At 39.0% G+C, this 13,800-nt stretch carries 13 protein-coding genes; 2 read left to right on the top strand and 11 right to left on the bottom strand.

Features of this window, described 5'->3' with window-relative positions; genetic code table 11:
* Positions 1 to 2 precede the first annotated feature (2 nt).
* Positions 3 to 902 carry a DMT family transporter gene (locus G8761_RS03185; protein WP_166023596.1) on the bottom strand — a complete coding sequence of 300 codons (900 nt, stop codon included), beginning with the start codon at positions 900 to 902 and terminating at the stop codon, positions 3 to 5.
* A 589-nt stretch (positions 903 to 1,491) separates the two neighbouring features.
* On the opposite strand from G8761_RS03185, the gene G8761_RS03180 reads away from it, so the two are divergent.
* Complete coding sequence (locus G8761_RS03180; RefSeq protein ID WP_166023594.1) at positions 1,492 to 1,701, top strand: DNA-dependent RNA polymerase subunit epsilon; 210 nt, start codon at positions 1,492 to 1,494, stop codon at positions 1,699 to 1,701.
* 6 nt (positions 1,702 to 1,707) lie between these two features.
* Positions 1,708 to 3,375, top strand: a complete 1,668-nt coding sequence (gene rnjA, locus G8761_RS03175) for a ribonuclease J1 (protein ID WP_166023592.1) — start codon at positions 1,708 to 1,710, stop codon at positions 3,373 to 3,375.
* A gap of 91 nt (positions 3,376 to 3,466) precedes the next feature.
* On the opposite strand, the gene G8761_RS03170 is transcribed toward rnjA, so the two are convergent.
* From G8761_RS03170 to G8761_RS03125, 10 genes are all read right to left on the bottom strand, one after another.
* The gene (locus G8761_RS03170) at positions 3,467 to 4,126 is read right to left on the bottom strand and encodes an NAD-binding protein (RefSeq protein WP_166023590.1); all 660 of its coding nucleotides are present in this window, start codon (positions 4,124 to 4,126) and stop codon (positions 3,467 to 3,469) included.
* A 70-nt stretch (positions 4,127 to 4,196) separates the two neighbouring features.
* Positions 4,197 to 5,210: a cytochrome d ubiquinol oxidase subunit II gene (locus tag G8761_RS03165; protein ID WP_166023588.1), complete on the bottom strand. Its 1,014-nt coding sequence runs from the start codon at positions 5,208 to 5,210 to the stop codon at positions 4,197 to 4,199.
* A 32-nt stretch (positions 5,211 to 5,242) separates the two neighbouring features.
* Positions 5,243 to 6,574, bottom strand: a complete 1,332-nt coding sequence (locus G8761_RS03160; protein ID WP_166023586.1) for a cytochrome ubiquinol oxidase subunit I — start codon at positions 6,572 to 6,574, stop codon at positions 5,243 to 5,245.
* Between the two features lie 153 nt (positions 6,575 to 6,727).
* A complete protein-coding gene (locus tag G8761_RS03155; RefSeq protein ID WP_338000908.1) occupies positions 6,728 to 7,591 on the bottom strand; it encodes a DUF4349 domain-containing protein in 864 nt (287 codons plus the stop codon).
* Positions 7,592 to 7,702: 111 nt separating this feature from the next.
* Positions 7,703 to 8,158 (bottom strand): TlpA family protein disulfide reductase, encoded by a 456-nt coding sequence (locus G8761_RS03150; protein ID WP_166023584.1) that lies wholly within the window; start codon positions 8,156 to 8,158, stop codon positions 7,703 to 7,705.
* Between the two features lie 68 nt (positions 8,159 to 8,226).
* Complete coding sequence (locus G8761_RS03145; protein ID WP_166023582.1) at positions 8,227 to 8,775, bottom strand: peroxiredoxin; 549 nt, start codon at positions 8,773 to 8,775, stop codon at positions 8,227 to 8,229.
* Positions 8,776 to 9,042: 267 nt separating this feature from the next.
* Positions 9,043 to 10,161, bottom strand: coding sequence for an N-acetyldiaminopimelate deacetylase (locus G8761_RS03140; protein WP_166023580.1), 1,119 nt, complete (start codon positions 10,159 to 10,161; stop codon positions 9,043 to 9,045).
* Positions 10,162 to 10,470: 309 nt separating this feature from the next.
* Complete coding sequence (dapD, locus tag G8761_RS03135; protein WP_166023578.1) at positions 10,471 to 11,181, bottom strand: 2,3,4,5-tetrahydropyridine-2,6-dicarboxylate N-acetyltransferase; 711 nt, start codon at positions 11,179 to 11,181, stop codon at positions 10,471 to 10,473.
* A gap of 115 nt (positions 11,182 to 11,296) precedes the next feature.
* Positions 11,297 to 12,187: a LysR family transcriptional regulator gene (locus G8761_RS03130; protein ID WP_166023576.1), complete on the bottom strand. Its 891-nt coding sequence runs from the start codon at positions 12,185 to 12,187 to the stop codon at positions 11,297 to 11,299.
* A gap of 82 nt (positions 12,188 to 12,269) precedes the next feature.
* On the bottom strand, positions 12,270 to 13,790 hold the full coding sequence (locus G8761_RS03125; RefSeq protein WP_166023574.1) for an MDR family MFS transporter: 1,521 nt from the start codon (positions 13,788 to 13,790) through the stop codon (positions 12,270 to 12,272).
* Between the last annotated feature and the right edge of the window lie 10 nt (positions 13,791 to 13,800).

The following is a 13,800-nucleotide window of genomic DNA, read 5'->3' as shown; positions in this document are numbered from 1 at the left end:
AACTAAGCTGCTGCTTTTTTTCCCGTTTTCCCTTTTACTTTAAGAGAAGAAATATAAACACCTGCGAAGATAACAGCCAATCCAATTATCATTGAGGCATGGATCTCTTCATTTAAAAGCAACGCTCCCCACAGTATTGCGGAAACAGGCGCCAAGTAAGTAACCAAGGATGCAAATTCCGGGCTTCCCTTTTGAACTAGGAAGTAATAAAGCAAGTAAGCAATTCCCGATCCCAGGACACCAAGACCTACAAAGGGCAAAATGACAGAGGCATCGAATAATCCTGCCAAGCGGCCCGGTCCTGTTAATAGCACCCAAACAAGGCTCATTGCAGCCGAAATGGCCATTGTTAAAAATGATGTTTCCAATACAGACAAATGGCTTAAGAACTTCTTGGAAAGATGTGAACCTACTCCATAGCAAAAGGTGGCACAAGACATTAATAGAACGCCAGATAAGTGACCCGCGTTAAAATCACCCGGTTTTATTTCCGATAATATAAAAATTCCAATAAAGCCTACTATTATACCTACCCATTGATTCTTTCTCAGAGGGGAAGAAAAAATTAAGAAGCCAATTACCAAAGTCCATATAGGTGTAATGGCATTAATAATGGAGGCAAGGCTAGAAGAAATTTTTGTCTCACTTGAGCAAATAAATAGCCAGGGAATTACATTATTCATCAAAGCGACAAAAGTTATTTTTCCCCAGGGCAACTTTCTTCCGTTCATTTGGCCTCTCTTCACTATCATATAAATAATTCCCAGGATTAAAAATCCAAAGAAACAGCGTCCAAAAACAATAACAGCTGGATCAAGCGCTTCAAGCAAAATTTTCATAAATAAAAAAGAAGTGCCCCATATTAGACTCAGAACTATTAAGGCACCATATAATTTGCTCATCCCCATCCCTCCGGTGTTTTTTTAAAAATATGTTTAATAATTTCTTTGAGGAAGCTTAAATAAGCCCGCAGCAAAGCCACTTAATGCCTTTAAAACTTCATTTTTAAATGTGTACCTATATAATATCAAAAACAGTAAACCTTCTCTTTAAAATTGTCAATTTATTAACGGGACAAGTTTTTCCATGTTTACCCATGAAATTCTTAATTGATTCATCATATAATAGTGATATATAGATACTTTTATTTTTTAAAAAACTTCTTTTCGGTATCCTGCCCACTTTACATTGGACAAGGATGGTATAAAATAAGAAGTAAGGAGATGATCCACAATGTTAAGGAAGCTAAGAGAAAAGCTTTTGAAACAGTGGAAAGAATTGCTCAGAAAAAAAACGATTGCCTGAAACTTTGAGCCCTTCAAACTTGCGAAGGGCTCCTTCCTTATTGTAAATTTGTAAACAGCAGCCGTTTTGCTTGCATTTTCATCTCTATCCATTTGATGGTAATCATCCTTATTAAATAAAATAAATGAAAAAGTTATAAAAATTTTATATAATAGAAAAAGTTATGTGGATTAAGGAGCGATTTAAATGATTTTTAAAGTTTATTTTCAAGAAAGCATTAGACAGGTACCTGTAAGAGAAAACACAAAATCAGTATTCGTGGAAGGCGAATCTGAAAGAGATGTTAGAAAGAAATTGGCTAACTATGACTATAATGTTGAATTTGTACAAGCAGTCAAAGGAGCTTTTTTAGAATATGAACAACAAAATGAAGACTTTAAAGTATTGGAGATTTGATAATTTATGAAATTTGTTAAAAACGATCAAACTGCCGTTTTCGCACTGGGTGGTCTTGGTGAAATCGGTAAGAATACTTACGGAGTTCAATTTCAGGACGAGATAATTTTAATTGATGCAGGAATCAAGTTTCCTGAAGATGAACTCCTTGGTATTGATTACGTAATACCGGATTATACATATCTGGTTAAAAACGAGGAAAAAATTAAAGGCCTTTTTGTAACTCATGGACATGAAGACCACATTGGCGGAATTCCGTATTTACTAAAACAAATAAATGTACCTATTTACGGAGGCAAGCTTGCTTTGGGCTTAATTAGAAATAAGCTTGAAGAGCATGGGCTTCTCCGTACGACTAAGCTGATTGAAATTAAAGAAGATGACATTATCAAGTTCAGAAAAACTTCTGTTACTTTTTTCCGAACTACCCACAGCATCCCTGATTCTTACGGAATCGTAGTAAAAACCCCTCCTGGCCAAATAGTTCATACGGGAGATTTTAAATTCGATTTTACACCAGTGGGTGAGCCAGCCAACCTGACCAAAATGGCTGAAATCGGTAAAGAGGGAGTTCTTTGTCTCCTTTCTGACAGTACAAACAGTGAAGTTCCTGATTTCACCATGTCTGAACGCCGAGTTGGTGAAAGCATTCAGGATATTTTCCGGAAAGTGGATGGAAGGGTTATCTTTGCAACCTTTGCTTCAAATATTCACCGTCTTCAGCAGGTCGTAGAAGCTGCGGTGACAAATGGAAGAAAAGTTGCCGTTTTTGGACGCAGCATGGAAGCCGCTATAGAAATCGGATTAGATTTAGGATATATAAGGGCTCCAAAAGATACATTTGTTGATTCTCAGCAAATCAACCGACTGCCGGCCAATAAGGTTACTATACTTTGTACTGGCAGCCAGGGTGAACCAATGGCAGCCCTGTCCAGAATTGCAAACGGAACGCATAGACAAATCCAGATCATTCCTGGGGATACAGTTGTTTTCTCATCTTCTCCTATCCCTGGCAATACCATCAGTGTCAGCCGTACCATTAACTCTCTTTTTAGAGCTGGTGCAGAGGTTATTCATGGCAAACTAAGCGATATTCACACTTCAGGACACGGCGGGCAGGAAGAGCAAAAGCTTATGCTTCGTTTAATAAAGCCAAAATTCTTTATGCCGATACACGGTGAATACCGCATGCAAAAAATGCATACAAAGCTTGCTGTTGATTGCGGAGTTGCTGGAGAAAATTGTTTTATAATGGATAATGGCGAAGTTCTTGCTCTTTCTCAGGATACTGCTCAAGTTGCAGGAAAAATCCCTTCAGGCAATGTTTATATTGACGGAAGCGGTATTGGTGATATCGGTAATATCGTGTTGCGTGACCGCAGAATCCTCTCTGAGGAAGGCCTAGTGGTTGTAGTGGTCAGCATTAATATGAAAGACTTTAAAATTGCAGCCGGCCCTGATCTTATCTCAAGAGGATTTGTTTATATGAGAGAATCCGGTGACCTTATCAATGACGCACAAACTTTAATAACCAAACATCTAAACAAAGTTATGGAAAGAAAAACAACCCAATGGTCCGAAATCAAAAATGAAATTACAGATACATTGGCTCCATTCCTTTATGAAAAAACGAAACGCCGCCCTATGATCCTTCCGATCATCATGGAGGTATAAAAAAAGAAGCAGGCCGCGTGCCTGCTTCTTTTTTTGTGGTTTGGATGAGATTAGGACTATTTAGGCGCTTAACGGGCGCCTCCACTTTTCTTTATTTCATTACTTTCTTTTCAAAACGGTTAATATCTTCATCGGTTCCAATTACGATCAAGACATCTTCAGATAGAATAGTTTCACTTGCCTGTGGAGAGACAATAATATTACTGCCTCTTTTTATGGCAACAATATTAAGGCCATAACGTGCTCTTATATCCAATTGAAGAATCGTATGACCGCCCAGCTTCTCATTCGCTATAATTTCAACAATGCTATGTTTGTCGGAAAGCTCAAGGTAGTCCAATACGCTGCTGGAAGCAATGTTATTAGCAATTCTTCTCCCCATATCCCTCTCAGGATGAACCACCTTGTCTGCTCCTATCTTTTTCAATACCTTTTCATGATAGTCGTTTTGCGCTTTGGCAGTAACATTCCTTACTCCCAACTCTTTCAAAATAAGAGTAGTTAGGATACTGTTTTGTATACTATCTCCAATTGCAACAATTACATGGTCAAAGTTGCGTATTCCAAGACTTTTTAATACTGCCTCATCTGTTGAATCTCCTACTACTGCATGAGAAGCAATAGCAGAGTATTCATTTACTCTATCTTCATCGCTGTCAATGGCCAAGACCTCAAGCCCTTGTTCTGAAAGAGCCCGGCAGATACTTCCGCCAAAACGGCCCAGGCCAATAACCGCAAAATTCTTTTTCACAAGGATTCCCCCAACAAAGACATGATTATTACTCTTCCATCTTAGTATAAAACAATTGTATGCAAATATCTTACTTTTGACCCCTTACATAATCTGCATTAAATAAAAAGAGGCGCATTAGCAATATTAATGAAGGCACCAGTAAAGCCAGGCCTGCAATAAAAACTGTTACAAGAGTGATTCCCATCGTATCACTTGTGTAGGCTGAATATACGGTAATATACGGATACAGTATATACGGAAGATGAGATGCGCCATATCCAAAGAATGCAAAGAAAAACTGAAGCATAACCAGGATAAATGCTGTTCCCAGTAACTTTCTCTTATAAATCAGGTAGACTGCGGCTAAAAAGAATAAAAAAGAGAAAGCAAACATCCACCATATTTCAAGGCTGTTCTGAAAGTGTTTAGGATTATGCTCCCTTAAAGATAAAAAAACTAACAGGCTTGCAATAATAGTAGGAAAACTCCAAAACAGCGCAAAATTTCTTAATAATTCCATAGCCCCACCGTCTTTTGCCCTGCCTGCATAATAGGTCAGAAAAGAGGCACTTATAAACAATACTGATACAATCGCCAAAAGTACAACTGACCAGGAATAAGGGCTTCTGAATAGTTCTCCAGTAAGGAATTGAACAGAATCTCCATTCTTTTTCAGGAAGCCTCCTTCTGAAATGGTAAGGGCTGTAGATAAGGACGCGGGGATTAAGAGGCCCGTAGCACCATACAGAAATAAATAAAATCTATTGGATTTTGGACCATAATTGCCAAACGCATAAAATGAACCCCTGATAGCCAGAAGGATCAAGGCAATGCTTCCCGGAATTAACAAAGCTGTTCCATAATAGTAAGCCGTTTCAGGGAAAAAACCGACAAGCCCTACAAAAAAGAAAACAAAAAAAACGTTGGTAACCTCCCAAACTGGAGAAAGGTATCGGCTGATAATATGATTAATAATATGGTCTTTATTCGTTAATTTTCCATAGTATGCAAAAAAACCAGCTCCAAAGTCAACGGAAGCGACTATTAAATAACCGTATAAAAATATCCATAATACTACTATTCCTAAAATTTGAAGCCTCATTTTCTATTCCTCCCAACAGTAGGTCTGTCCAATCAGGAAACACGCGAATACCGGCTGGCAAACTCTTCTTCTGCAGGTTTATTACGAAACATTTTTATCAGTACATAAACAGACATAACTCCAAGAACTAAATAAAGCAAAAAGAACATAACAAACGTTAAACCGACATTATCAGCTTTTGTTGCACCTTCTGCCACCTTCATGTATCCCCTTAAAATCCATGGCTGTCTTCCCACTTCTGCCAGGATCCATCCTAATTCAACAGCAATCATGGAAAGCGGCCCAGAGGCTATTATCAGGCATAAAAGCCATTTCGCACAAAAGCTCTTTCCGAATTTCAAAAGAATGAAATAAAGGGCAGATATGCCAATGCCAAACATGCCGATACTTACCATCAGATCAAACATGTAATGAATCCATAAAGGAGGCTGCTCGTCATCTGGTATTTTATCGAGTCCCGTTACTTTCGTATTTAAAGAACCACCAGCTAAAAAACTTAGCATTTTTGGTATTCTAATAGCATTTTCTACTCTATGCCCGCCTGCCAGAGAACCAAATAAAACAAGGTCAGCCCCCTTGCCAGTCTCAAAATGCCACTCAGCAGCTGCAAGCTTTTCAGGCTGTTTTTCAGCAAGAAACTTTGCGGACTCATCCCCTGCTAAGGCTGTTGCAAGGGAGAAGAGCAGTCCCATTGCCAAAGAAAGTTTTAATGATTTATAGTAATAAGTACTTTTTTTTCCTCTAATTATAGCCGCAGCTGCAATTGAAGCTAATATAAACGCTGCTGTCATATAAGAGGATGTTAATACATGGAAAATTTTTGATGGTGCGGCGGGATTAAACATGGCACGAAAAGGTTCGATATTTACAATAGCTCCATCCTTCAGCTTAAATCCCTGAGGTGTATTCATAAAGGCATTTACACAAGTAATGAATACAGCAGAAGCTGAAGAACCGAGAATAACGGGAATTGAAATTAGCCAATGGTACAGAGGTTTTTTGAAGCGATCCCAAGTATATAAATATATTCCAAGAAAGATAGCTTCAAAGAAGAACGCAAATGTTTCCATAAACAATGGGAGACTTATCACTTTACCTGCAATTCTCATAAAGCTCGGCCAAAGCATTGATAACTGGAGTCCGATACATGTTCCAGTAACAACACCAACAGCAACTGTAATAGTAAAACCTCTTGCCCATCTTCTCGCGAGCAGTGTGTAATGAGCATCATTTTTCCTGATTCCAATCCATTCTGCGATGGATATCATCACTGGAACACCGACACCAATTGTCGCAAAAATAATGTGGAACGCCAACGTCATTGTAGTCAGCATCCTGCTCAGGCTTACACTGTCCAATTCCATATTCAAATTCCCCCTGTCATAAAAAATGCTTATGTAGACTAGCAACTGTGATATCTTTCACAAGTCCATTAAGCAAGAATAGGCCCTCCAGTATAGAAATACCCGCGGAAGGTCGTGCTAAACTAAAGGACCTAAACAATAAGAATAAGTTTTCTAATTATTCTTTTTCTTTATTTTTTTATAAAAGAGAAACATGCTTGCGACCAAGATAAAAAGAACTGTAAATACAGGAATATTCCCGATCAAGAATACAGCAAGCCCTGATAACACTGTCAATAAACCATTGGCACTCAATACAAATTGTTTTTTAATTCTTTCCCATGTATTTAATTTTTTATCGAGGTGAGGCACAATGACTTTAGATTCATTTAAAGTGATGGTGACAGTTGAATAATCCGTTTGGTTTCTAAGAAAATTGATTTTCCCTTCCAGTTTTTCTATTTCCTCCTGGACCGAAGAAAGATCAGACGATATTTTCAATAAGTCCTCCGTTTTAGCGGCGTTTTTCATAAACTCCAACAACCGGGCTTCCACCGCCTTCTTCGATCTCAGCCTTGATTCCAGATCAACATATTCCTCCGAAACATCCTGCCCTGTCACCTGCCGATTAAGAACTTCTGATTTACCCTCGGCATCATTCAAAAACTCCTGGAAATGTTTTTGTGGTACTCGAATTGTAAGAGTGCCATTAATCTGCTCTTTGCCCTCTTTTGATACATTGGAGTCAATGACATAGCCGCCAAAAGCAGTTGCACGTTGTTCAAGCCATGTGACAGTTTTTTCGAAATTCTTTACCCGGAGCTCCAATTCTGCATGATAAATGACCATTCGATTTGGCATTTCTTTTTTTTCTTCCTGCTGCTGTTCTTTTGGTGGTGCAGAATTCTGTAATGATGATTTTGAACTGCTTCCTGCCTTATCCATTTTCTCAGTGGATACTTTACTATCTTCCTGATTAGAACTACAGCCTGAAAGCATTAAAAACACCAAAATAAAGATAGAGAAAAGTCTTTTCACATTGGCACCCCTGTTATCATTTATTTATAATGACGAAACCAAGGGGTGAAAGTTACATCCATACAAAAAATAAAAGTTGCCTGTTTTGCACAGACAACTTTTAAAAAATCCTTATTCGGTTTTCTCCAATTCGTCCAAGACACGGTTTACTCTTTTTTCAAGCATTTTCATACCGCTTCCTCCGGCCTGGAAATGGCGAAGGTTTCCTTCACGATCAAATACATAGTATGCAGGTACATATTGATTTTCAAAGGTTTCAGTCAGCTTATGCTCGCTGTCAACGAAAATTGGCTGTGTAATCCCATGCTCGGCAGCGACCTTCTTTATATCCTCTATGTTAAGGTCGTTTTCAGATCTTGGCATATGAACTGCAACAACATTAAGCTTTTCCTTGTAATCATCCCGGAATTGGTTAACCTGAGGCATAGCTTCCTTACAAAGGTGGCAGCTGATAGACCAGAAGTGGATTAATGTAGGCTTTTCACCGATCAACTCATCTTTTGACACTTGTCCGTTCAGCCACTCTGTAGCTCCGGCAAGTTCAGGCATTGGCTCACGTAATTTCATCTTGTACCCTCCCTTTCTTTATTACAAAGAAGGGCCTAACACATTCGGGTTAGGCCCAGCAAAACAAATTAAACGTTTAATGTAGCTTGTCCTGGCTTCCAGTTTGCAGGGCAAAGGCCGCCTGTTTGAAGCGCTTGAAGCACACGCAATGTTTCGTCAACGTCACGTCCGATATTATTGTGGTTAACTACAGAATACATTAGTTCGCCTTCTGGGCTGATAATGAACAAGCCACGAAGTGCAACACCTTCTTCTTCGATTAAAACGCCGTAATCACGAGCTACAACATGGTTAGTATCAGCAGCAAGCGGATATTTAACGTCTCCTAGTCCGTTTTCTTTGCGGTCTGTGTTAATCCAAGCTAAGTGTGTGTGGATAGTATCAGTTGATGCACCAATAACTACTGCATCAAGATCTTCGAATTCATCAAAACGATCAGAAAGAGCTGTGATTTCTGTTGGACATACAAATGTGAAGTCCATTGGATAGAAGAATAATACAGTCCATTTATCGTTTTTCATGTTTTCTTCAAGACTTACTTTTCCAAATTCCTTATTAGGCATTACTGCATCCATTTCAAATCTTGGTGCTTGTTTTGCAACCATACGTTCTGGCATGTTTATCCCTCCAAAAATTTTTTATGGCAAATTTGATTACCACTACTGGACAAATTCATTATAGAACAACAATTATTTTGAGTCAATATTAAATTATAATTAATTTAAATAAGTATTTATTATCAATTACAATTTAAAACTCCATTTATTGGTTTGCCCTATTTTTAATTTAAATAAACGAAATAAATGAAAGATTTTGTGTTACATATTTCCCTTAAATTCTACCACTCTAAGGCAAAATAGGAAAATAATATGCATATCCCAACCTTAGTTTCCTTTGTCCATTAAGTAGGAGGATATAAAAGCAACCGCTTTTTCAATGGCCGTTTCATCCGGATTCAGTTTTGAATGATGAAGGCCGAATGGTGAATTGACTCCAAGCCAAAACATAAAGCCTGGAATTTCTTTAAGCATGTATCCAAAATCCTCACCAGTCATTGCTTCCTTACATTCAACTAACTCCATATCAGGATTCTTTTTGGCAAAATCCATAAATTCTTTGGTAAGCTGATGGTCATTATACACCTGGTAATACATTGCACCATAATCGATAGTACATTCACATTCATAGCCAGCTTCAATCCCTTTTACCAATGCTTCAATTCTCTTTTTAACCTTTGCCATGGAATCAGGGGATAGTGTTCTAATTGTACCTTCCAGCCTTGCCCGTTCGGCAATAATATTTTGGACTGTGCCCCCTGTTATTTTTCCAACAGTTACAACTGCACTATCTAGAGGATCAATATTTCGTGAAACAATGGTCTGGAGCTGAGTGACAAGTGAACAAGCAGCAATAACCATATCGTTTGTCTGATGAGGATAGGCCGCATGTCCGCCTTTTCCTTTTAAATCTATAAAAAGCTCTGATGTATTAGCAAACAAAAGCCCTTCCTTCAGCGCAATGGTCCCTGCCGGGTACTCTGGGGCAATATGCAGAGCCATAATCATATCAGGCTTCCATGCATCCATAATATCTGATTGGAGCATCGGTTCGGCTCCGCCTGGCCCTTCTTCGGCCGGCTGAAAGATAAAGAGAAGATTGTCTTTAATTGGATTTTCAGCGAAAAAGGATAGGATTCCCAGCGCGATGCTCATATGAAAATCATGGCCACAGGCATGCATTTGGCCTAAATGAGTTGAAGAAAAGGATAATCCGGTCTCTTCTTCAATTGGCAGTCCATCAATATCTGCCCTGTATCCAATTGTTTTTGTTGGTTTTAAACCGTGAAGCATAACAAACAATCCGGTTTTCCATTTTTTAATTACCATTCTGTCCTGTGGAAGTTTCTGAAGGTATGATAGAAGATACTCCTGTGTTTTAAACTCCCTAAATCCAAGCTCCGGTATTTGATGAAGGTCTCTTCTTATTTTTACAAAAGTGTCCATATGTATTCCCACTTTCAAGATAAATGCGGGCGCTGTTTAGCGCACCTTAAAAATATTTTTCAATATAAGAACAAAAGGCGCAAGCGCCCTGGTTAGCCCCAACAGGCATAAGACAAATCACGTAGGAAATCCTGATTTCTGAAGTGATTTGGCTTATGACCCCGAGGGGCTGGGCGCTGGAGCTAGATTACAATAACCTAGTTCGGAGTTATCCACAAGGTAAAAATGTGTAATTTCCTAAACGAAAATAAAGCGTGGAGAGCTTCCACGCTTTATCTGGCCCTCGCTTAAGCCATATTTTAGTTTCTATTAAAGCTGACGAAGTTCCTGCTTAATTTCTGTTTTTGACTTGGTTTTTTCGTCAATGTCTTTTATTTTTCTTGCCGGTGTACCCGCAACCACTGTATAAGGAGCTACATCATCAATAACAATCGCACCAGCTGCTACAACAGCCCCTTTACCAATTGTTACTCCTTCAAGTACCACTGCATTTGCCCCAATCAGGACATCATCTTCCACGATAACCGGCTTGGCAGAAGGCGGCTCAATTACACCTGCAAGAACTGTTCCTGCGCCGATGTGGCAGTTTTTACCTACAGTAGCACGGCCTCCAAGAACAACATTCATGTCAATCATGGTACCTTCTCCAATTATAGCACCAATATTAATAGATGCCCCCATCATAATTACAGCATTTTCGCCGATTTCTACTTGATCTCGGATAATAGCGCCCGGTTCAATGCGAGCCTTAATATTTTTCATATCTAGCAGAGGAATAGCAGAATTACGGCGGTCATTTTCCACAACATAATCCTCAATTTTTGACTGATTTTCTTCAAGAACCGGAGCAATCTCTGACCACTCTCCAAAAACTACTCCAGTATTTCCAGTTATAAAAGTTTTTGCGGAACTTCCGAAATCAAGCCCGTCAAGCTCACCCTTAACATAAACCTTTACAGGTGTTGCTTTTTTGCTGTTTTGTATAAAAGAAATTATCTCATTTGCATCCATCATTTTCATGCAAAACCCTCCATTATGTATAAAATACCCAGTTTTTCTTCACAACAATTGGTGTAAAAAAATCTGATTTGCTAAAAAACACTTTAACAAATAAAAGAAGTTAAAACAAGATAAATTACTGCATCTTTTCTGTTTCTTCAATATGTTCTTTAACAACCTCTACAAAAGCCTGGACCTGTTTTAGCTGAAAAGAAGATTCATATCCCAAAAGCCATGTGTCTCGTTTAAGAGGCAAACCATGCTCATCATGAAGCGGGATTTTAAAAATATCTTTTTCAGCTCCGTTAAGTGTAATAGCAGGCAGGATTGCGTATCCAATGCCATTGAAAGCCATTTGTTTACAGGTTTCAATTTGGTCTACCACAACCGTTCTTCTTGGAGGAGTTTTAAAATGCCGAAGCCACCAGTCCTGAATCTCCTGAAAATAATTGGAATCACTTTTAAACTGAATAAAAGGACGTTCAGTTTCGAGGACCTGTTCTGGACTTGTTATTTCTTTATCCACCAAATAAAGGCTGTCCTGAAATAAATGTATTTTTCTCCCCTTCCAATCGGGAGTTCCTCTTATTATGCCAATTTGTACTTGATCATCATATATGCATTTAAGAATTTCGCTGCTCCATCCTGTTATAAGCGATATTTTCGCCTGAGGATATCTCTCTATAAATTTTTTTAAAACCTGTGGAAGCCAGTTGAGCCCCACTATTGAAGCTACTGCAATCTTTAGTGTGCCAGCCACTTCCGACTGAAGGGAATGGATTGTTTCCCTTACTCTTTCCTGCTTGAAAAGGACTTCGTCTACAAACTGGATGACATGCTCACCAGCAGGTGTCAGAGTCAATCCTTTTTGAGAGCGGATAAATAATTTGGCTCCCCAATCTTTTTCTATCGTCTGGAGACGCTGAGATAAAGCAGGCTGGGAGACAAACAGCCTTTCTGCCGCCTTCCTCATATTCATCTCCTGGGCAAGCACTGATAATAATTGAAATTCACTTAGTGATGACATCAAATTCCTCTTTTTATATTTTTTCATTAATTATAAAAGATTTCTTTTAGGAGTTCACTTAATAAGCAAAAAGAGCTCCATTTTAAACGGAGCCCTTACTTTTTCTTGGGAGGAACATAATTAAGATTAAACTAATAACAGCTGCAGCAAGTACAGCATAATAGACAGTATGAAGCGATAGTGTCAATCCATCCTGCAGTACTTCTCTTGCCTTAAGGGTAAGCTCATTTTTTCCTTTGCCCTTTAGAAGCTGATTGGCGGAATCTACATGGAGCTTTTTCCCTCCATCAACAGCATGTCCAGAAAAATAATTGCTCAGCCGGCTATTCAAAATTCCGCCTAACAATGCAGCTCCTATTGTATTTCCAAGATTGCGCATAAACATATTAGATGCTGTTGCTATCCCTCTTTGCTGCCAGTTCACTGTGCTTTGGATAGAAACGATGAATGCCGTAGAGGTAAGCCCCATTCCTACTCCTACTAGAAAGGAACCTGCAGCTGCCCAAAGGGGTCCAGAATCAGCTGTCATCAATGCAAAGAAAAGGCTGCCTGCTATAAGAAACCCTCCGCCTATAATAGAAGTCATACGATAGCCTATTGTGATAAGCATTCTGCCTGATAAGGAAGAAGCAATAGGCCAGCCGATTGACATTGCAGTAAGCGTAAAACCTGCTATAATTGGAGTCTTTCCCATGACACCCTGAACATAAGCCGGAAGAAAACTCGAAATTCCAATCAGTATAATTCCTGTTGTCAACGAGGTAAGATTAGCAATAAAAATAGATCGCTCTTTCCAGATATTAAATGGCATCATTGGTTCAGCAGCCCGATTTTCCTGCAGAACAAACCAGAACAGCGAAACTGCACACAAAGTAAATAATGCAAGGGACTGAAATGAGGTCCAGGCCCAGTGAGCGCCTCCCTCTACAAGAATAAGCATAAGGGAAGATATGGCCGCAGTTAACAGAACGGCACCAAGATAATCAATCTTATGCTGTCTTTTATCAACTTTTTCATTTAGGAAAAAATACAACCCAGCAATTGAGAGGATACCTAAAGGAATGTTGATCCAAAAAACATAGTGCCAGCTCACGTATTGAACAAGAAATCCTCCAATTGCAGGGCCTAAAACTGCTGAAATCCCCCATACACTTGATAGGTATCCCTGGATTTTTGCTCTTTCCTCCTGAGTATAAATATCTCCTACTATGGTAGTTGCTATTGGGGTAACAGCCCCGGCACCAAATCCCTGAATCAGCCTAAAAATAATTAGCATTTTCATGGAATCCGCAAAGCCGCATAATATTGACCCAACAAGAAATATGAATATTCCGACAAATAAGATCGGTTTTCTGCCAAACAAATCGGAAAGCTTGCCATAGATAAGGACTGTTACTGAATTCATAAGCAGATAAGCAGAGAACACCCAGCTATAAAGAGTAAAGCCACCCAATTCTCCTACAATTGCCGGCATGGCAGTTGAAACAATTGTCGCTTCTATAGCCCCCATGAACATAGCAAGCATTACGGATATTAATACAAGCGGCCGATTCGTTTGTTTTTCATCATTTTTAGCAAGAGCCTTTTTTAATGGGGCACCCATAACAACACCT

Origin of the sequence: Neobacillus terrae (assembly GCF_011393025.1) — a bacterium.
GTDB classification, from domain to species: Bacteria; Bacillota; Bacilli; order Bacillales; family Cytobacillaceae; genus Neobacillus_A; species Neobacillus_A terrae.
The sequence above is the reverse complement of the archived record's forward strand: the minus strand, read 5'-3'. Positions and strand labels throughout refer to the sequence as shown.